Annotated in this window: 20 protein-coding genes; all 20 read right to left on the bottom strand. The window is 44.7% G+C overall.

All coding sequences use genetic code 11. The features are described from left to right. Positions 1 to 43: 43 nt before the first annotated feature. On the bottom strand, positions 44 to 1,144 hold the full coding sequence (locus WC715_03845; protein MFA6171551.1) for a glycosyltransferase family 4 protein: 1,101 nt from the start codon (positions 1,142 to 1,144) through the stop codon (positions 44 to 46). A gap of 78 nt (positions 1,145 to 1,222) precedes the next feature. Further along, the gene (locus WC715_03840; GenBank protein MFA6171550.1) at positions 1,223 to 2,692 is read right to left on the bottom strand and encodes a radical SAM protein; all 1,470 of its coding nucleotides are present in this window, start codon (positions 2,690 to 2,692) and stop codon (positions 1,223 to 1,225) included. Next, complete coding sequence (locus tag WC715_03835) at positions 2,668 to 4,269, bottom strand: glycosyltransferase (protein ID MFA6171549.1); 1,602 nt, start codon at positions 4,267 to 4,269, stop codon at positions 2,668 to 2,670. The genes WC715_03840 and WC715_03835 overlap by 25 nt, the downstream gene beginning before the upstream one ends. A gap of 7 nt (positions 4,270 to 4,276) precedes the next feature. Next, the gene (locus tag WC715_03830) at positions 4,277 to 4,813 is read right to left on the bottom strand and encodes a DUF6580 family putative transport protein (protein MFA6171548.1); all 537 of its coding nucleotides are present in this window, start codon (positions 4,811 to 4,813) and stop codon (positions 4,277 to 4,279) included. Between the two features lie 13 nt (positions 4,814 to 4,826). After that, entirely contained in the window at positions 4,827 to 5,951 is a 1,125-nt protein-coding gene (locus WC715_03825) for an acetate kinase (protein MFA6171547.1), read from the bottom strand. 52 nt (positions 5,952 to 6,003) lie between these two features. After that, positions 6,004 to 6,573, bottom strand: coding sequence for a phosphate propanoyltransferase (gene pduL, locus WC715_03820; GenBank protein ID MFA6171546.1), 570 nt, complete (start codon positions 6,571 to 6,573; stop codon positions 6,004 to 6,006). Continuing rightward, the gene (locus WC715_03815) at positions 6,570 to 7,553 is read right to left on the bottom strand and encodes a carbohydrate kinase family protein (GenBank protein MFA6171545.1); all 984 of its coding nucleotides are present in this window, start codon (positions 7,551 to 7,553) and stop codon (positions 6,570 to 6,572) included. Before WC715_03815 ends, pduL begins: the two co-directional genes overlap by 4 nt. A 146-nt stretch (positions 7,554 to 7,699) precedes the next feature. Next, entirely contained in the window at positions 7,700 to 8,755 is a 1,056-nt protein-coding gene (locus WC715_03810; GenBank protein MFA6171544.1) for a hypothetical protein, read from the bottom strand. Between the two features lie 86 nt (positions 8,756 to 8,841). Continuing rightward, a complete protein-coding gene (locus WC715_03805) occupies positions 8,842 to 9,750 on the bottom strand; it encodes a DUF4340 domain-containing protein (GenBank protein MFA6171543.1) in 909 nt (302 codons plus the stop codon). Between the two features lie 10 nt (positions 9,751 to 9,760). Then, on the bottom strand, positions 9,761 to 11,311 hold the full coding sequence (locus tag WC715_03800; protein MFA6171542.1) for a GldG family protein: 1,551 nt from the start codon (positions 11,309 to 11,311) through the stop codon (positions 9,761 to 9,763). 65 nt (positions 11,312 to 11,376) lie between these two features. Next, complete coding sequence (locus WC715_03795; protein MFA6171541.1) at positions 11,377 to 12,105, bottom strand: ABC transporter permease subunit; 729 nt, start codon at positions 12,103 to 12,105, stop codon at positions 11,377 to 11,379. 63 nt (positions 12,106 to 12,168) lie between these two features. Further along, positions 12,169 to 13,098 (bottom strand): ATP-binding cassette domain-containing protein, encoded by a 930-nt coding sequence (locus WC715_03790; GenBank protein MFA6171540.1) that lies wholly within the window; start codon positions 13,096 to 13,098, stop codon positions 12,169 to 12,171. Between the two features lie 62 nt (positions 13,099 to 13,160). Beyond that, positions 13,161 to 14,192, bottom strand: a complete 1,032-nt coding sequence (locus WC715_03785) for an AI-2E family transporter (GenBank protein MFA6171539.1) — start codon at positions 14,190 to 14,192, stop codon at positions 13,161 to 13,163. A gap of 103 nt (positions 14,193 to 14,295) precedes the next feature. After that, positions 14,296 to 15,948 carry a chaperonin GroEL gene (groL, locus tag WC715_03780; GenBank protein ID MFA6171538.1) on the bottom strand — a complete coding sequence of 551 codons (1,653 nt, stop codon included), beginning with the start codon at positions 15,946 to 15,948 and terminating at the stop codon, positions 14,296 to 14,298. A 68-nt stretch (positions 15,949 to 16,016) separates the two neighbouring features. After that, the gene (locus WC715_03775) at positions 16,017 to 16,307 is read right to left on the bottom strand and encodes a co-chaperone GroES (GenBank protein MFA6171537.1); all 291 of its coding nucleotides are present in this window, start codon (positions 16,305 to 16,307) and stop codon (positions 16,017 to 16,019) included. A 273-nt stretch (positions 16,308 to 16,580) separates the two neighbouring features. Next, the gene (locus WC715_03770) at positions 16,581 to 17,366 is read right to left on the bottom strand and encodes a hypothetical protein (GenBank protein MFA6171536.1); all 786 of its coding nucleotides are present in this window, start codon (positions 17,364 to 17,366) and stop codon (positions 16,581 to 16,583) included. A 135-nt stretch (positions 17,367 to 17,501) separates the two neighbouring features. Then, complete coding sequence (locus tag WC715_03765) at positions 17,502 to 17,921, bottom strand: carbonic anhydrase (protein MFA6171535.1); 420 nt, start codon at positions 17,919 to 17,921, stop codon at positions 17,502 to 17,504. Positions 17,922 to 18,063: 142 nt separating this feature from the next. Continuing rightward, on the bottom strand, positions 18,064 to 18,600 hold the full coding sequence (locus WC715_03760; protein MFA6171534.1) for an Ig-like domain-containing protein: 537 nt from the start codon (positions 18,598 to 18,600) through the stop codon (positions 18,064 to 18,066). Positions 18,601 to 18,806: 206 nt separating this feature from the next. Further along, positions 18,807 to 19,250: an ATP synthase F1 subunit epsilon gene (gene atpC / locus WC715_03755; GenBank protein ID MFA6171533.1), complete on the bottom strand. Its 444-nt coding sequence runs from the start codon at positions 19,248 to 19,250 to the stop codon at positions 18,807 to 18,809. Between the two features lie 76 nt (positions 19,251 to 19,326). After that, on the bottom strand, positions 19,327 to 20,706 hold the full coding sequence (gene atpD, locus WC715_03750) for a F0F1 ATP synthase subunit beta (protein ID MFA6171532.1): 1,380 nt from the start codon (positions 20,704 to 20,706) through the stop codon (positions 19,327 to 19,329). Positions 20,707 to 20,752 lie beyond the last annotated feature (46 nt).

Genomic DNA, 20,752 nt, shown 5'->3' with positions numbered 1-20,752 from the left:
GGGACGAGCGAATGAAAGTTATATCGTAAGATATAAATGCTTTTTATTTTATTATTGCCCGCTCCCAGCTCTTTTTGTAGAGCTTCAAAGTTTCTTCCTTGGTTTTTAATTTTTTTAAAGCCGCTTTTGCCCCTTGGCCGAGTTTTTTCCTTAGCTCCGGATCACTAATCAGCAATTCCATGCTTCTAATTAATTCACGCGTATTTCCGGCCGGTACTACTATTCCGCTTTCTCCATTAATTATTATTTCTCCGGCGCAGCCGGCGTCGGTCATGATTATCGGCAGTCCGTAAGCCGCCGCCTCAATTACCGACATTCCCCAGCCTTCCGAATCCGAAGTAAGGAGGTAGGCGCCGGCCCGGGAATAAAATTCATCCGGATTCTCCTGCCAGCCGAAGAATTGGACGTAGTTTTCAAGCTGTGTTTTCCGGGCCAGTTCTTTAAGCCTTTTCTCCTCCGGACCTGAACCGGCAATCCATAACCTGGCTTGGGGAAATTTTTTTACAATTTGCGCCAGTGCCATAACCTGCGAATCAATCCTTTTAACTGCCGCCAGCCTGGCAACAGTTAAAAATACAAAAATTTCTTTTTCGCCATCCGGCTGGCCGGACGCGGAATGCCTGAATTCGGGAACGGCCGGCCTTTTTACGTCATAATAAACCGGAACAGCCGTTACTGCCTTTTCCTTGATATTAAAATTATTGATTAGAAAATTTTTCATCCTTTGGCTTACAGTTCTAATTGAATCGGCTTTAGGAAGAACGAACTTAGCAATAATTTTTCTTAGTCCAAAAAATTTTTCAAACCCGTGGATTTGCAATTCCAGGCCCAGATCAAATCTTTTAGCAATAACCCAGCCGAGCATGGCTAGAAAATATGCGTCTTGCACGGTTATTACATCGAATTTATTTTCCTTAATGACCCGGCTGGCAATATGGTAAATCCGCGCGAGCCTTACTGGCTTCGTATGCCCGCCCGAAAAAATTACCTTAACTTTTTCACCTAGCTCCAGGTTGGCGCCCCTTTCTCCCGGGGCAATAACCCAGTAAAGATCCGCCAGCGCCCCGTATTCTTTGGTCCGCAAAGAAACCGGCGAATCAGGTTTGGCATAATTACTGTCCAGGCTTAATGATAATATCTTCATAAGGTTAATAAAGATTACTCTATAACAGGCTAAGGCTCCTTAATTGAGATTGCATTACTGTCCAGTCTAAGGCTCAAATTATTTTCCAACAACAAAATATTTAGCCAGCTTGAATTCAACGGGAAAATAAAAAAATTTCAGCTTCCAGCGCAGTTTGCATAATAAAACGAATCCGAGCTTTAGCCATTTACCCGCCTTAACCGAAGAACCAAGGGAGCTTTTTAAGCTATGAGCGCCGAAACGAACATAAGCTTCCATTGATTCGACATAGCTTTTGTCCTTTACCCAGGGAAAGTTTTTAACGGCCAGGTAGCTTAATTCATTTCGCGCGAGTTCGGCCCACTCTTCCAGACTGCCAGGCGAACGCCAGCCGGACTTAACGCATTCGGAATAAAGTTCAGACCCGGGATATGGCCGGAAAGCCTGGGGTCCGAGAATTTGCACTTTATCGCTCAAAGATAACAGTTCGTCTATCAGCCGAAGAGTCATCTTCATGTCTTTCTTAGTTTCTCCGGGAAGTCCGATCATAAACGAATACTGGGGAATAATATCATGCCTTAAGCACATCTTGGCCGAATTAATAATTTCTTCCGGCGTAATTCCTTTCTTTATTTTTTTTAAAATTGCCGGGCTCCCCGACTCGGCGCCAAAAGACAAAAGATAACAGCCGGATTTCTTTATGCGGGCCATAAATTCGCCGTCAATCATTCCGGCGCGAAGATAGTTAGCCCGGACCGTCGTTTCCCAGGGTATAATAAGCCTCCGGGAAATCATCCCGTCCACGATCGATTTGGCCCGATTTATATCCACGAAAAAATTCTCGTCCCAAAACCTTATTTTCTTATTTTTAAAATAGCTCTTCGCCTGGATAATTTCTAAGTCGCGGATTACTTGTTCTGAAGACCGGGGCCTAAAGCGATTTTTTAAAATCGCGTTTATGCAAAACGTGCATTGGTGCGGACAGCCCCTTGAAGTTAAGGATGGAATGAGATACAAATTTTCGAGCACTTCGCCGGCAACTAAATCCCAGTTAAATAAAGGCATTTCGCGAGGATCGGTTAATTCTCGCGCCGTATTTACGGTTATTGCGCCGTTTTCCTTAAAAGCCAATCCGCTAATTTCTTTTAATACCCGGCCAGAGAGCACTTCTTCGACTGTTTTTTCCCCTTCACCAAAAACCGCCAAGTCAACCAAAGGATGGCTTGCCGTCTCTTTCGTAAAAAAAGTCGGGTGGGCTCCGCCCCAGATGATTTTAGCTTTGGGATTTAATTCTTTTATCCTTTGGGAAATCTTCAAAGCTTCCGGAATCTGCATGGTCATAACCGATAATCCGAAATATTCGCAGTCCGGCGCTAATTTTTCGATTTCGGCAAAATAATTTTTCTGCCTTACTCCGTCAATTATTTTAACGCCATACTCCCGGCTATCAAGGTACGTGGCGATGGATAAAAGCCCGACCGAAACCGAGCTGTCATAATTGTCTTTAGCGATATTAAAGGGCGGATTGATCAAAATTATTTTATTCATAAGGCCTCCTTGAATGCGCATATAGTATCGCCTACTACCCTTTCCCATTGATACTCCGCGGATTTATTTTTGGCATTCAGGGCTAAAAGGCCCGCTTTTTCCTTATTACCAAGAATTTCGCATAAGGCTCTGAAAATTTCTTCTTCATTATTGTAATTTACTAAGAGTCCCTCTTTTTCCCCGCCTATTAGTTCAGGATTGCCGCCTGACCGGGAAGCGATTATCGGCGATCCGGCGTGCATGGCCTCAAGGATTAAATGCGAACAGCCTTCGTAATTGGAATTTAGGATAAATAAATCACCGGCTTTAAGATAATTAATAATGTCCGAATGCGCGATCTTTCCCAAGAAAAAAACATTTTTCGAAACGCCTTTTTCTTTGGCGAGCTCATTTAATTTCTCCTTTTCCGGCCCTTCACCCAGGATCAAAAGCTTAGCGTCCGGCCCGAACCTTTCCAAGACCCGGGGCATCACCCTAATTATGCCGTCAAACCCTTTCCACGGATTTAGCTGGCCGATGGCGATAATTAACCGGGAATTTGAACCGAATTGTTTTTTGATTTCCTCTATCCTTGCCTGGCTTTCCTTAAATTTATCGGTGTTTAAAGAATTGTAAATCACTTTAATCTGATCGGCGCCGACTCCGATAATTTTTGCGATATCGGCCATAAACCGGCAGTCAACGATAATTTTCGCGGCGCCAAGCATTATTTTCTTTCTCCTTTCCTTTAATTTTTCGGTTCGGCTCCCGTATTTTTTAGTTTGAAAATCACTGATATAATCCTGGGTTTCGCCTTTTAACAAAGCGGTTTCCCAGGCGCTGTCGCCGGTAAAGCGGATAAGATACTTTTTCCTCTGGATATGGCAGACAAAATTAACCAGATAGCCAACGCCGTAAACATCGGTCGCGTAGACCAAATCAGCCCAGTCGGACAACCGCCATAATTTAATCAAATACGCGGCCCTCCTAAAAAACCCGTTTCGATTCCGGTTAATCCGGTAAACTAATCCGGCTTCCCCCTCAACCTCCTTCGCGTCAGAATAGGTAAGCACTTTCACCTCGTATCCCTTGCCGCGCAAGGCTTCGGGCAAAGACTCCAGTAGCGTCGCCGGTCCGCGGAAGTCCGGCGGATAAAGCCCGGTGGCAATTAATATCCGCTGTCCTTTTTTTTCTTCCGCGGATGATTCGCCTTCTTTTCGAAAAATAAAATGCTTATAGATTAAAAAGCTTTCTATGGCGACAAAAGCGCTAACTATCACCTGGGCAAATAGATAAAAGACGCGGAAAATATCCACGGTCAAATACATGCCTATCGTATTGATGCCCAGATTGAAGACGCCAACAATAAAATATTTAGTCATCTGGCGGTACATTTTCTTTTTGTCGCCATCCCGGAAGGTCCAAAATTTCTGCAGAAAAAAACTTACAAAAAAAGCCACGACAAAAGCTATCATGGCCGATATAAGGTACCAGATTCCGAATACGCTCGTTAAAGCATATAAGAGCGCCAAGTCAGTAAAGGCCGCTGTCCCGCCGGAAAAAATAAACTTGACTATGGTCTTCCTCTTATAAACTTCCCTTAAAATGCGAAGTCCCATAGGTAATTTAAGAATTCTCCGCCAATTGCGCTTTCTTATTGACTCTGGCCGCCCAAAGCACCGCTTCAAACGCCCCGAAGAATATTAGAGTATAAGTTAAATCTCCCGCCAGGCTGTTTCTGAAAAAAGGCAAGGCCAGGGTAAAGCAGTTCAAGAGCCCGGTTAAGGTGTGGGGGTACCAGTTAAAAAAAGCCCAGACTGAAAAATTGGTCAAAAGAAAAAATAATACCGAGGAAAAAACGCTGGCTCCCAATACTCCCGGCCATTTTTTATTTCTGGCCAATTGCCAGCCGATATAATACGATAGGGCGACGCCGAGATAAACCGAAATCATAACCGGCCAGTGGTAAAATCCGATAATGTAGTCGCTTAATACCATGGCGAGCAGGGGCAAAAGCACGCCCCAGCGCTTATGAAAATAACAGCCGGCAAAAATGCTCATCGCGGCAATCGGCGTAAAGTTAAACGGGTGGTCTATGAGCCTTGAACCGGCGGCTAGCGCAATTACCAGAATGGCTAATAAAATTTTCGTTTTTGAACTCATAAGCTTATGTGATTTAAATTTTTAATAATTCGCGGACTTTATCGGCAATAAGCTTTTCTTCATTCGGCTCTATCGGTATGCCCGGGCATTTTAGGAATTTTAGCTTGCGCATAACCGAGTTTCTTGTCATAGGGTTGCCGGCGCCGATCCGGCCGGTAAATATTATCCCATCCAAATTGCCTTCTAGGATGGCGTAATAAGAGCCAATGTATTTTACCAGACGGCGAATCGCCATGTCAAAGGCTGTTTTTGCCGATTCTTTTCCAAGGGAGACTGCTTTTAGAAGTTCTTTATAGTCGGAAATCCCTTCAGTGAGGCCCTTAATCCCCGACTCTTGGTTTAAAATATTTTCTACCCGGCGGGCCATTAAATCCTCTTCATGCACGTTAACGGCGTTTTCTTGGGAATGGGAAAAATCCATAATAATTCTTCCCTTATCGTCGGTTTCATCCAAAAGCTCGCGATGCTTCATCAATAGAAAAATAATTCCCGGATCAATATCGCCCGAACGGGTCATCATCATAAGCCCTTCCATTGGCGTAAAGCCCATGGAAGTATCAACGGCTTTGCCGTTTTTAATCGCCGTTACCGACCAGCCGCCGCCCAAATGGCAGGTTATAAGATTGGCTTTTTTAAAATCCAAACCCAGCTTTTTCGCGCCTTCCATTCCGGCCAGCTCATGGGATATGCCATGAAAACCATAGCGCCTGATTTTATAGCGCAGCGACAGCTGTTTAGGCAGGGCGTAAAAACTTGCCGTTTCCGGCAAATCGCGGTAAAAACCGGTATCAAAAACCGCCGCCTCGGGAATATCCGGTAAAAAATTAATAGCCGCCTTTACCCCGGCCAGGTTATAAGGATTATGAAGCGGGGCCAGCTCGCTAATTTTCTCCAATTCAGATATAACCTTATCATTAATCACCGTTGGCTCGAAAAATTTCTCCCCTCCGTGAACTACCCGGTGGCCGATGCCGGCGATATCCCGAAAGTCGCCGATCTGCCTTAAAATATTTTTTATCGCCTTATCGTAATCGGTAACATTATCGATGCTCCCTTCTTTAAAGCTTTCTCCCTTATCGCCAAAGACCTTGAACTTTATTGAAGTCGAGCCGGAGTTGATGACTAGAATATTCGGCATAAAAATTGTTAACTCATCGTAAATCTAAATAAAACGCCATCTTTTTATTTCATCAGCTCCGCAGCCATCTTCCGTAATTTTTTTTCTTCCAAAGACCGGCGGCGTTAGCCTCGTCGGTATCAATATGCAAAGAGAGCTTAAAATTTTTGCCGACCCTGACGACCACTTTATCAAAAATCACCTCCCGCTCGCCTTCGGTCTTAACTTTTATTACATGCCGGTGGCCGAGCCTCAATTTCTTGGCGTCAGCCGGGTTTAAATGGAGGTGTCTTTTGGCGATAATCATGCCTCTATTAACTTCTGCTTTGCCTTTAGGGCCGATAAGTTCAAAGCCCGGGGTGTTTTCTATATCGCCGGACAGCCTAACCGCCGGATAGATTCCCAGCCGGTGGGCGTCGGAAGCGGAAATTTCCAATTGCGTCTTGCTTCTCGCCGGGCCGACGATTCTTACTCCCAAATTAGTTTTTTTTCCGGCTATCTTTACCTCTTCCCTGGCCGCGAATTCGCCCTTTTGGGACAAGGCATGCAATTTCTTTAACTTGTAGCCTCGGCCAAAAAGTTTTTCCAGGTCCTTGGGCGATAAGTGCAGGTGTCTGGCAGATACTTCTATTGGAATTCTCATATAATTTCTTTTCTAGTTAATAATCCGGTTTGGGCGCCGTAATGAGCGACCACCGAAGCCGTATTCTTTACGCCTAAAAGCATTGCCTTTTTTATATTTCCTTTATAGATTTGCAATCCGGCGATAAAAGACGACCCAAAAGCGTCCCCCACTCCGGTAGTATTCAGCCTGATTGCCTCTTTAAAAATTTTTTGAAAATATGATTTTTTTTCGTCCTGGGCATAAGCCCCATGCCGGCCGTTCGTTATTACGACTATCTTCGGCCCCAGTGAAATCATAACTTTCAAGAGGTTCCTGATATCGTTTAAAAACTCATTATCTTTTTTGGCATAACCTTTATTCGATTTAACCAGTTCAATAGCCTCGTCTTTGTTTAAAATCAAAACTTCAACTTTTTTCAAATATTCCGCTATTGCCGCGCAACCCTCTAAAAGCTGCCGGTGGCCGGGATTCCAGGCGATCTTCGGCCGGCCGGCCATAAATACGCTATCCAGTACCGGCTTCCACTCCCCGGACAGCGAGGTAATATAAATCCACTTAGCTTCTTCCAGCGCGGTTAGATGGTCTTTATTAATCGAAAGCTCGTCGTTTGAGGCCCGATTGGAAAAAACCACGTGCTCGTTTCCCGGCCCGGTTAAGAGAAAGGAAAAGCCGGTTTCCTTTTTTTCGGTTGTTTCCATTAGGCTGGTATCCACGTTTTGGCCGGCCAAATTCTTTTTTATCTCTTCTCCCCGGCTGTCATTGCCAACGCAAGCGATAAGAGCCGTCTTTAGCCCCAGCCTAGCGCCGGCCACCGCGACGTTAGCCGCCCCGCCGCCAAAGGTCGTATGCGAGCGATCCACCTTAATTTTAGCTCCGTATTCAAAGCAGATTAGCTTCTGCCTTAAGACATCCTTTTTATTGTCCATTAACACGCCTTCGGAGGTGTAAAAAGTTATGTCCTCGGTAGCCCCTCCAATTGATATTAAATCGTAAGCCATATTGCTTTGAAGATAATGATAAATCAAGGCCGATTAAGCCTTTTTTCTCCCCTAATTGTATCATATTTCCACCCAAATAAAAACTCCGCCAAAAGGCGGCATTTTTTTGCCCGCAATAAAAATTTTTAGCCCAATATCTCTCTTATCTACCTGAATCCTAGGGCTTGTTTTCCTTTGGCGGCCGGCGACTTCATTATCTTTTCAATGGTTCGGCCGATAAACCGATATTTCTCTTTTTGGCTTTTGTAAAAATCCATCATCAAAGCAAAATACTTTACCGTCTCATCATCATAAGGATTAATAACATTGGTTTCGGCCAAAGCCTCCCGGATATTTCTAATCCTTTCTTCGTAATTTAGCACCTTGTAGGCGTATTTTTTTGATTCTTCCGGCCAGGCATCCTCGTCCAAGCCTTTTAGCGACGGGCCGCCGTTATAAGCGGCCAAAATCCTTTTCCTTTTTTCCGTTGCCCGATCTTCTTCGCTCTGCCGGCCTTCTGCCTTGCCCGCCGCATAGCCGTATTTTTCGTCACCGAGCGCCGCCATGAATATTTTTCCGAAAGCGCGGCTGTATTTTTCTTCGCCGTGAATTATCTCCATCGCTTTTTCCAGGACTTCGCCGTCTAAATCTTCCAATCCTTCAAATTTTAATTTGGTATTCCTCTGGAGCTTTCCCAAATATCTTAAAACATCTTTAACTGATATGCCCATATTCTGCATTACCCCGACGGCGCCTTTGGGGCTTTTTAAGAAACGTCCGAATTTCGATTCTTGCATTTCCTGGGCTAAAAATAAATCCGGAGTGAATAAATTTTTCGGCCAAACCGGGGAATTCTCAATCTGCCGAAGCCATAGTTCGGCGTTTTTGCATACTCGCAAGGCCGGGTCTTTTTCTTTGGCGGGCGGCCTGTCAATCTCTGCGGCAGGAGTTTTTTTAGCGGGCGGTTTTGGCGTTTCTCTTTTAACGGGCGCAGAGTAGTCTTTATCCAAATCCAGGTGCGTTTCTTTTGTTTCTCCGGCCTTATACAAATCACGCACCCTTTTTCCCGCCCAGAGCCCGGAAAATAATGCCGCCGCCGCCAGCGTTATTAATTTTTCCCTTCTGTCGGGATTTTCCGGACTATTCGAACGTTCAGGCTTTTCCAGTCCGGAAAGGCCGGGGTTGGTCTTTTTTTCACTTTTAAAAAAATTAGATATCCCCATAAATTTAACTTTCTTTTACTATTGTATCACAAGTAACCGGCAACAAAAAACCGGCTTCTTGGCCGGCCTTTATTGTCTTCCGTTTACTATTTAAAATCCCCGATCTTTTTATCAAACAAATCCCGGTTGGCTTTGCCGATTAAATAGACATTCTCCGAATCTCCGCGCTTAGCGTAATATTGGCCGCGGCCGTTGTCCTTCCCGATCATTAAAGTAAAATTTCCTTCGGATCCTTGGGCTTCGACAATAATTAAGTGCTTTTCCAAATCAGTGCCGGAAAAACTTTGGGCCGGGATAGCTTCAGCATTAAGGCCGGCAAGAGCGGCCAATGCCTCGTCGACGGCTGTATCTTCGGCTTTAAATTTTTCCGGCGAAACCACCTGCCACCCGCCGTCTTTTTTTTCGAATTTTAACTCCCGATCCGGATATTGGAATCTTAATTTTTCAATTTTCTCTTTGGAAATTTTAAAAATGGACAAATCGCGCCACTCATAAGGAGAGAATGCGCTGGCTAGCGCGACTGGGAGCATGTACGAATCGGCGCTATCCGGCTGGCTGATATATGAGCCCATGTAATCGCTTGTAAGCTTGCCGATCAAAAAATCGCCAATCGCCTTGCCCCCCGAAGACATTCTAACTTCAGTCCCGAATTCTTTAGTTAAATCAAAATCGCCTTTTTTTTCTTTGTTGGCGCTCGCGATTTCAAACCGGGACGACTGGGCTTTCTGAAAGCTTTCCTTTAAGGCGCTAACCGCTTCACTAGAAGCGTAGAATTTTCCATCATCCAATTTCCAGCGTTCGCCGTCTTTATTTAAAACCTCGGTCTTTTCGGTTCTAATTATTTCTATTTTATCCGCTGACTCAAAATTAATGGTATTCAAAAAATTCTTCGGCGCCTTCCGCGATTCATTCCATTTTTGAAAAGGCCCCTCGTATAAATAGGCGCCTCCGGCTAAAATTATCAATAATATCAACAGGTATAAATTTTTTTTCATGAATAAAAAATTAGAAACTATCAAAATCCTTATTTACCTGCCTTTTTCTCCTTCTTGTTATATACCTTAGCGCCCCCAGCCCGACGATGATTATTGTCATGCCAAACACGTTTGCGTACCTAATCCCCGCCTTCCCCGCTTCGCTCAACTCCTTGACCGGCCGGCTGGTTACTCCTTTGGACCGGATATTTATTAAAGCCTCATCCAGGCTTAAAATATCGGTTAGGTTCTGGAATAGGGCCAAATTGTCGGGCGCGTTGCCGGCAAAATTTTCGCGGATAAAATCACTGTCTCCAACCACCGCAATCTTTGAATTGAAGGTTTTTTTTGCGTCATAAGCCGAAGTAAAACTTCCGGAAGCTAAAACCGCCAAGCTGTAAGAGCCTGCGCCTTCTTTAGGCATAGTTATTCCCTGCGGACTGATGTTATAGTCGCCGGCAACCCGCCAAGATTTTTCCGAGCTCATAATTAAATTAGAAACTCTGTTGTCTTTATTCATCTTATCGGGAATTACATCGATACTCGAAACCCAGGGGAGAATTACGGTTTCGAGATTAGAAACCGCCGACACGTTTTTATCGAAATTGCCCTTTAAAATCTTCGGCCAAAACGGATATTCGACGGAAAAAGTGATATAGCCCTGGTTAAACGAAGCGACTCCTGATTGCGGATCGGCGATTAAGTCGGTATTGGCCCTAATTCCGTATTTTTCCAATAACTTTTCCAGGCCAGTCTCATTCTTTTCGGCGGTTAGCCCCTGGCCGACGTTAACCCCGTCAATGAGTAAAAGAATTGAACCGCCGCCACTCAAATAAGAGTCGACCGCCTTCAATTCCTTGTCTCCAAATTTTTCTTTAGGGCCGGCGATTATTAAAGTCTTAATTTCTTTGGGAATCTGGCCGGCGGCCTTAAGATCAATATTTTGGACTTCATATATTTTCTTTAATTCCGCCAGAGCCGTATTCGCTTCTTCCGGCTGAATGGTTCCATAGCTCGTTAAATAGCCGATTACCGGCGATTCCTTGCCAGACACTTTTTTAATGGCCGTGGTAATCTGGTATTCTAAATCATCAGAGCTTTTTACCACCGGAATAGCTTCGGTTTTATCACCGTAGCTAATAGCCAGCCCCAAGTAGCCCTGCACCACCTGATATTTATCCTTTTCTAAAACATTCAGCTGCAGAGGCGGAATGCCGGCCAGATATAATTTATTCTTCATCTCCTCGTCATTCCCAGGATCGATAAATTCCACCTTAATTTTTCCCTGGCTGTAGCTTTGGTATTCGCTCAAAATATCGGCCACTTCTTGCTTTAAATTCAAGAATTGGCTAGGCAAATTTTTGCTAAAATAAGCCTTAATATTAACTACATCATCCAGCTCCCCAGCGGTTGTCTTTGAAGCTTTGGAAATGGAAAAATCATGCGACTCGGTTATGTCCCACCGGAAAAATGCTTTATAAGAAATGAAATTAATAACCGCCAAAATCGCGATTACCAAGACAATCGTAACCGAAAGATTTAATTTTTTGGCGATTTTCAGCTTTTTAACTTTGTCCATCATATTAACGATTTTTTATCTTCCATAAAATCCGAATTTTTCCATATCTGCTTATCCTAAAATTATTGCTACTTGCGGGCTTCAATCATCTTGGCGTTTAACCATAAAAATAAAAACATAAACGACAGATAATAAATAATGTCTTTGGTATCGATTACCCCTTTGGCGATATTATAAAAATGGCTGCCCAGCCCCAGAAACTGCATTAGCGGCTGTAAAAATTGCGGGGCGCTGGAAACGGCAAAGTCGGCCCCAGCCATAAAAAACAAGAAGCAGGCCGCCAAGGCCAGAATAAAAGCGATAATTTGATTTTTCGTCAAAGAAGAAATAAAAAGTCCGAGCGCCAGATATGATCCTCCTAGAAAAAGAGCGCCCAAATAACCGCCGGCTACCGGCCCCATATCAACGCTTCCTAAAAAGGCGATGCTTATGGGGACGCTTACAGACAGTAAAAGCGTGATAAAAAGGAATGACAAAGCGCCGAAAAATTTTCCTAAAACCGCTTCGGAGTCAGTAACCGGCAGGGTTAAAAGGAACTCGATCGTGCCGGATTTTTTTTCTTCGGCCCAAAGGCGCATAGTCAAAGCCGGAGCTAAAAATAAAAACATCCAGGGAAGAAGTGAAAAATAATTTCTTAAGCTGGCCTGGCCGGAGATGAAAAAGGAATTGAAAAAAAGCCAGTTTCCGGCAACCAAAAATACGGCAATAAAAATATAGGCAATCGGCGAATTAAAATAAGCCCATAACTCCTTTTTAAATAAAATATATATATTTTTGCAGCCGATTTCTTTAAGCATTTTTTTATACTTACGCCTATTTTTATAAAAGCCGGCGGCAAGACAAACTGCCAGCCCTGTCTCTTACTTGGTTAATTCCCTAAACACATCTTCCAGGGTGGCTGATTTTTTGGAGAATTCCAAAATACTCCAATTGTTATTCATAACCGTCTTTGATAATTGTTCGCGCAGATCAACTCCCGGCTTGGGTTCAATTGAATAGCCGTAGATATCCAGAGCCTCTTTGTCCGCCGCGTCGGCGCGGATCACATTTTCTAAAGCTCTAATTTTTTCCAGCACTGACTCGCGCGCGCCTTTTATTTTTACGTAAATCAGTTCTCTCCCTCCGGCGCGGTTCATTAATTCTTCGGGCGTTCCTTCCCCGGCGATTTTTCCTTTGTTAATAATTATTACCCGGCCGCAAACCGCCGCAACCTCCTGTAAAATATGGGTGGAAAAAATTACGGTTTTTTCCTTTCCGAGATTTTTTATCAATTCCCGGATCTCGGCGATTTGGTTGGGATCCAGGCCGGTCGTCGGTTCGTCTAAAATTAGAATCTGCGGGTCGTGGATTATTGCCTGGGCCAACCCCACTCTTTGGCGGTAGCCCTTGGATAATTCGTCAATCAGCCGGTCATATACCTCTTTTAACCCGCAGGCCATAACCACCTCTTTTATCCGCCCGGCTGTTTTTTCTTTGGGAATCCGGCGGATTTCAGCGACGAATTTCAAATATTCTTTTACCTTCATGTCCTCGTACAGCGGCACGGTTTCCGGCAAATAGCCGATTTTTGACCGGATGTCTAAAGAATTTTTTACGACTTCCGCGCCGTCAATCAAAACCTGGCCGCTGGTGGGCGCCCAAAAACTGGTAATTATTTTCATGGTAGTGGTTTTTCCGGCCCCGTTCGGACCTAAAAAACCTAAAATCTCCCCCTTTCTTACGGAAAAAGAGAGATTATCAAGAATTGTATTGTTGCCTAATTTTTTGGTGAGGTTCGCAATCTCAATCATACTATGAATTACGCCAAAACTCATTGATTTATTCTATTTATCAAAATAGTCATAATAATTTTTTATTCTTCGGCCAGGCGGTGATCAAAAATATCCTGGATAAAAACGCTCGCCGCCGTCGCTACCGGAATGGAAAGGATCGCCCCGGCAATTCCCGCCAGCTGAAAACCGATTAATAAAACCGCGATGCTTACGATCGGATTTAAGCCGACAGCCTTTTGCATAATTTTCGGCACTAAAATATTGTTTTCCGTCAGCTGGACCAGGTAATAAAACGCGGCCGCGATTAAAGCGAGCATGGGCGAAACCGAAAAAGCAATGATAACTCCGGGAACAGCGCCGATAATTGGCCCCATATAGGGGACGAATTCAGTTATGCCGGCGATTAGAGCGAGGACCAGGGCGTATTTTATGCCCAGGATTGATAAGCCGATATAGACTAAAACTCCGACAGAGAGGCATAGAATCAGCTGCCCTCTTAGCCAAAGGCCGATCTTTTTTTGCATCCGGGTGGTTAAGTTTAAGGCATACGGCTGGTGCTTAAACGGGACAATCGAACGGACGATTTTTTTCATGGCATTATCTTCCACCGCCATGTAAAAAGTAATAACTAAAGCCAGAAAGAAAGAAAATATACTCCCGAAGACATTAGAAACGGTGGAAAAGACGCTGCCGGCGTTATTTTGCAGATTATCTTTTATGGCGTCCAGGGCGCCTTTTATGCTGGAAACGACATTCCCCTGGTACCCTCCTAAAAAGGAAGTGCCATTCGCCAGTTTTTCCACGTACTGGGGAAAATTATCTGACAGCTCTTTCATCTGGGTGGTAATCGGCGGGATGATTAAGTAAATTACTGAACCGATTAAAATGAATAAGGCCAGGTAAATAAAAACTACTCCCAAAGTCCGCGGTATTTTCCGCTTCTGCATCCAATCGACTGCCGGGCCTATAGCGGCAGCGAAAATTAGGGAAATAAAAAAGACAACCAAGATGTCCCGGATTAGAAACAAAATATAAATCAGGAAGCCGATTATAAGCACCTTTATCAGGGTAATAGTAGAGATATTAATATTGATGTAGCGCTTGGAATCCATATTTTTGAAAAATTTATCTTATTCCATTATACGCTAAAACCGCTTAACGGGCAACAAAAAAGCACCTCTCTCGAGATGCTTTTTCTATAAAATTGGCTCTAAATTACATCATTCCGCCCATACCGCCCATTCCCGGCATTCCGGCTCCGCCGCCATGATTATGGTCTTTGGGTTCCGGCTTGTCGGTAATTACGGCTTCAGTGGTTAAGAACATGATAGCGGCTGAAGCGGCGTTTTCCAAAGCCAGGCGTACGACTTTAGTCGGGTCGATGATTCCGGCTTCGATTAAATCCACAAACTTGTCCAAGGCGGCGTCATAGCCGATATTGGTATTGCCCTGTTTATGCTCGCGGATGATATTGTATAAAATCAGACTGCCGTCTTTTCCGGCGTTAGCGGCAATTTGCTTGATCGGTTCTAAGATCGCCTGGTCAATAATATGGGCTCCGGGGTTGCCGTTTTTCTTTTCCATTAATTCGTCAAAGGCTTTTCCGGCAATGGCTAGAGCCAGTCCGCCGCCAGGCACGACACCTTCTTCAACCGCGGCGCGAGTCGCGTTTAAAGCATCTTCAATCCTATCTTTCTTTTCTTTCATTTCGGTTTCGGTCGCGGCGCCTACTTTTATGACCGCCACTCCGCCGGCTAACTTAGCCAAACGTTCTTGCAATTTTTCTTTATCATAATCTGAATCAGTGTTTTCGATTTCTTTCCGGATTTGCGCCACTCTATCTTTTACCGCTTTCGGATCACCTTTTCCTTCTACGATAGTGGTATTTTCTTTGGTCGCCACTACTTTTCTCGCTTTGCCCAGGTCGGTAATTTCAATGCTGTCCAATTTTAAGCCAAGTTCTTCGGTAATTACTTTTCCGCCGGTTAAAACGGCGATGTCTTCCAACATCGCTTTTCTCCGGTCGCCAAAGCCCGGCGCTTTAATGCCTAGAACGTTAAAAGTCCCGCGGAGCTTATTAACGATAAAAGTCGTCAAAGCTTCGCCTTCGATATCGTCGGCAATAATAACGATTTCTTTTTTGCCAGACTGGGCGACTTTTTCCAGGATCGGAAGAATTTCCTGGACTGACGCGATTTTTTTGTCAGTGATTAGAATATAAGGTTCGTCGTATTGGGCTTTCATTTCTTCGGCATTGGTTACCATGTATGGAGTTACGTAACCCTTGTCGAATTGCATGCCTTCCACCACTTCCTTTTCAACGCCGAATGACTGGCCTTCTTCAACCGTAATGACGCCGTCTTTGCCGACTGATTCCATAGCTTCGGCAATAATCTGGCCGATTTCAGCGTCGTTCGCGCTAATCGAAGCTACCCGGGCCCATTCTTCCTTAGTAGTTACCGGCTTGGACATTTTTTTTAAATTAGCGACAATTTCGGCTACTTTCTTTTCCATGCCCTTCCGGATTTCAATCGGGTTAATGCCGGAAGAAACAAGCTTAATCCCCTCTTCGACCATAGCCTGGGCTAAAACCGTAGCGGTGGTTGTTCCGTCGCCGGCCGTGTCATTGGTCTTTGAAGCTACTTCTTTAACCATTTCGGCGCCAAGATTTTCAAATTTATCTTCCAGTTCGATTTCCTTGGCAACGGTAACGCCGTCTTTAGTAACCGTCGGTCCGCCGTAAGACTTATCAATTACCACGTTCCGTCCTTTGGGTCCCAAAGTAACTTTAACCGCGTTAGCCAGCTTATCGACTCCGGCTTTCAATTTCGCTCTGGCTTCTTCATTAAAAATTATTTGTTTTGCCATAGTTATTTATTGTGCATGACATGAGCAGTATTCGTGCATGACACGCTAAAAATTAATAATCAAATTTATTAACCTAAAATTGCAATTATATCCCGTTCACTGATTACTAAAACTTCTTTCCCGTCAATCTTAATTTCATCCGGCGAATATTTTTTAAACATTACTTTATCGCCGACTTTGACGCTCATTGGGGCGAGCTGGCCGTTATCTAGAATTTTTCCGGCGCCGACAGCAATCACTTCGCCTTTTTCCGGTTTTTCCTTGTCGATCGTTTCCGGGATGACTAATCCGAATTTAGTCACTTCGTCTTCGGAGATTGGTTTTACAATCACGTTGTCGTGCAGAGGTTTGATATTCATAGTTTCAATACCCGGGGACATGCAGCATTACGCTCCATGCCCAGGCAAAAAATAATTAATATTTTCGAAAACAGCTATTAGCACTTAAGCCAATAGACTGCTAAATGTGTTCATATTTTAGCACAAGAACAGCCTTTGTCAAGCCCCTTCTTTCCCATCTTTTTAGAAGCTAATTTTGTTTAAATATTAGCCAAATTTTTTTCACCAAAACCAAAAAAATACCGCGGAGCTCCTTGCTTCCGCGGCGATCTAAATATGGTTGCGCTCTCCGGGTTATTCCGGCGACCACGAACCGACCTTGACACATCCGTTATGCGCCTCTGCAACCTCTTCACAGAGGTCGTGAAGCGCCTTGCGTTGCCGATCGTCCTTCGCGGTAACCAGCACGTAGAATGGCCGGTCAGGCGTAAACCGGGCGCCAAAGCTGTGTCCGCCCCGGGCAATAGAGCAAATTGTGCTTACCTCCTTAAGGATAAATTCGGGGCTCAACCCACATCCGGCGGCGCTGGACTTAAAGAACGGCGGCGCGTCCAGAGCCCAGCTATCCAATCTCCCGGTTCCGTCCACGAACACCCCCCGGGCCGTGTGAGGAGCATCATTAATGACGAGGTGGCTGTAGTGAGACTCAAGTTCACGACCCAGCTTTTGGGTATGGGCAATTGCCACATCATCAGGGTGCGTACCTTTTGGAAGGTTTCCGAATTGCCGGAGTTCTTCGTATTTCGCCAGGGAGCCGCCACAGTTGCTGTGGCTGAAGATGAGCGGCAACCTTCCTTTATAAACATGCACAAACCTATCCAGATCTTCTTCGTCAGCTAACAAGAGCTGGGCGACAAAGTCGAGGGTTACCATCCTGGGGATTCTAACTCTTTCATCAGAGCAGACAATCCCCTCCGGTACATTTGCAAAAGCTTCGAAAAAACCCCTGGCACAAGGGAACGATTCGGAAAAGCCATGAGCTTTCAGGCTCTTAAGAAAAGCGTTTCCGTTTTGACCCGTCCAAACTTCATCCAGATAAGCTGGATGGGTTATAGTTGCAGATGCGGAATGTTTTTTCACTTCTTATTCCTCCGATTTGAATGTGCAGTCCAATTATTCTAAAACAAGCCCGTAGACCGCCTACGAACTTGTTGCATATATACCATTAAATTATCTTCCCGTCAACCTCCTAAACCAACTTAACTATTGAAAACCTTACATTTTCTCAAATTCCACCTCTTTCCCTTCCCCGTCTTTCATGATCGCCAGCACTTTAATAACTTCCATTTCCGGAAATTTTTCTCTAATTATTTCCGCTTCTTTAGTCATGTCTTCGGAGTGCCGGGCCTTTTCTTCGTCAAAAGAATTAAAAGTATAACTAGCCTTATAAGCGCCGCAATCGGAATGGTGGAGTAAAATTACCTGTGTGGCGTGATGCAATTTAGCCGACAGTTCGATTTGTTTTAATAAAATCTCCCGTCCGGCTCCATCAGTCAAAAGTTCTTTTCCGGCTCCGGCTAAAGATACTACGTCCGCGTCGCAAAGCATTCCCTCGCTTTTCATCCAGTCGCGGATACTTTCCACCAGCCGGAAATCCATGCAATGAATAACCAAAGATTTGCATTTATGAGCCATACAAAAAAATTATTACCTGAATTAAACTATTAAATAATATATTACTAAAAAAACAAAAAGTCAATATAAAAACACCAATGCTTATAGCCGCATTAGTGTTTTATGCTTTGGTTTTTCGGTCAAACTCGGGCAATACAGGCGCTTAATCGTCTTGATGAGGTGATTCCGAGCTTACATTCGGATTCTGATGGTTCATTCCATTTCCATCTTCACCCCAATCACGCCAGTTATGATGTTCCATTTCATTTTCATGACTCTCCTCGCCCTGATTATTATGATCCCTTTCGTTTTCATTTCCTTCATTTTCATTCTCTTCTTCATGGCCATTGTTGCCGGCTGGCATGCTTGTAACCGATACTCCGGCGGTACCGCTTACCGAACCGCTCGTAGCGGTTACGGTGGCAGGCCCAGCCGCTAAGGCGCTAAACAAACCGCTTCCGTTAACTGTTCCTACCGTAGTATTGCTTGATGTCCAGGTTAGAGTCGCCGCAATTGGATTTCCGAATTGGTCTAAAGGCGAGGCCGTAAATTGGTGGGTCGCACCAACGGCTACTACCGCGGGTGTCAGATTGATAGCGGTAAGAACCGGAGTGGCGGCCAAAGCCGCCGGAACCAATCCTAACGACAAGCCAACAATCATTACTGCTCCCAATGCTGACAAAAGTGTTTTATTTCTCATATAAATTTCGCTCATCTTTAAACAGCGCCCCCTTTATTTTCTCACCTTGCTTCCTTGCTATTAATTTCTCCGCTATTTAATTCAGAGACTTATTAATTATTATTCTATTGTTGCCTATGATGACGGGCGAGGATGATGGATATTACAAAAAAACAGCCCCGATAATTAATGGGCCGTTTTTAAAAGTCTTAAAAAATTGAATCGTTTTATTTGATGTTCTCTCTTAGTTTTCTCCATCTGTTCGCCGCCCGGGTGCGCGCCAATTCTTTAGAAATCTTCGCGGCAATATCGGCAAATTGCTCCTGATCAAATCTTTCGAGATTTTCCCGGGTCTTCTCCGCCCGCTGTTTTGCTTCTTCGGCGCGCGAAATATCAATTTCTTCGGCCCGCTCGGCCGTATCGGCTAAAATCACTACCTTGTCTTTCAAGACTTCGATAAAACCGCCGGAAACCGACATTACTTCATAATTTCCGTTAGCCAGTTTCACTTCAATCACTCCCGGAACTAAAACTGAAACTAAAGGGATGTGGTTGGGCAAAACCGTAATTTCCCCGGACTTGGTCGGAACCGTAACTTGGATTACCTGTTCTTTTAACAGCTCCCTTTCCGGGGTGACTATTTCAAATTGTATAGTTTTTTGATCGGCCATATTGATGGCTTATTTATTGATTATCCTGGCGCCGCATAAAATCCGCGATTGAACGCCTGCCATGGCTTGTCTTAAATTATTTTCCTACGTCCTCTATCCCGCCGCGCATGTAGAAATCGCCTTCAGTCTTGTCGTCGTGCTTGCCGTCCAAAATTTCCTTAAAGCCGCGGATAGTGTCCGAGAGCTTAATATACTTACCCGGCCGGCCGGTAAAAGTTTCGGCCACGCTCATGGGCTGGGACAAAAATCTTTGGATTTTTCTCGCCCGAGCCACGATAGTTTTATCTTCGTCTGACAGCTCTTCCATTCCCAGTACGGCGATAATATCCTGCAAATCCTTGTAGCGCTGCAACACCCTCTGCACTCCCAAAGATACTTTGTAATGCTCTTCGCCGACAATCTTCGGATCTAAGATTATGGAAAAAGAGTCGAGCGGATCAACGGCCGGATAGATGCCCAATTCGGTCAGACTGCGGGAGAGTACGATAGTTGAATCAAGGTGGGCAAAAGTCGTAGCCGGGGCCGGATCGGTTAAATCGTCAGCCGGAACATAAACCGCCTGGAACGAAGTAATCGAGCCTTTATCGGTTGAGGTAATCCGTTCTTGTAATTCTCCCATTTCCGAAGCTAGAGTCGGCTGATAGCCTACGGCCGAAGGCATCCGGCCTAAAAGCGTCGATACTTCGGAACCGGCTTGAGTGAAACGAAAAATATTATCGATGAACATGAGTACGTCCTGATTTTGTTCGTCACGGAAATATTCGGCAATGGAGAGGCCGGCTAATGCCACCCGGGCGCGGGCTCCCGGCGGTTCGTTCATTTGACCAAAGACCATGGACAATTTATCGATTACGCCCGAGTCTTTCATTTCATGATATAAGTCGTTTCCTTCCCGGGTCCGTTCGCCGACTCCGGCAAAGACGGAATAACCGCCGTGCTGTTTGGCAATGTTATTGATTAATTCCTGGATGATAACAGTCTTTCCTACGCCGGCGCCGCCGAACATTCCGACTTTTCCGCCTTTGGCGATCGGGCAGATTAGGTCAATAACTTTAATGCCGGTTTCTAAAATTTCAATTTTAGTTGACTGTTCGGCAAACGAAGGGGCCGGGCGGTGGATCGGATAGCGTTTTTTGGTTACTACTTCTTTGCCGCCGTCTACTACTTCACCCAAAACGTTAAAGATGCGCCCCAAAGTTTCCGGACCTACCGGGACGGTTATTCCGGCGCCGGTGTTTATAACGTCTGTATCGCGTTTTACGCCGTCGGTTGAGCCCATGGCAATGGCGCGCACTGTATTGCCGCCGGTATGCTGCTGGACTTCTAAAATAATCTTTTCCCCTTTGTTGTTAGTGGTTTCCAGCGCGTTAAAAACTTCCGGAAGTTCTCCGGGAAATTCGACGTCAATTACCGCGCCGATCACTTGTTTGATTTTTCCTATTGTTTTTTCTGCCATATTTTTTAAGTCATCTATATTTACATTTTATATAAAATATTATAAG

The organism is Patescibacteria group bacterium (genome assembly GCA_041661505.1).
GTDB lineage: Bacteria > Patescibacteriota > Patescibacteriia > Patescibacteriales > JBAZCA01 > JBAZCA01.
This window is presented reverse-complemented; position numbering and strand designations above follow the sequence as displayed.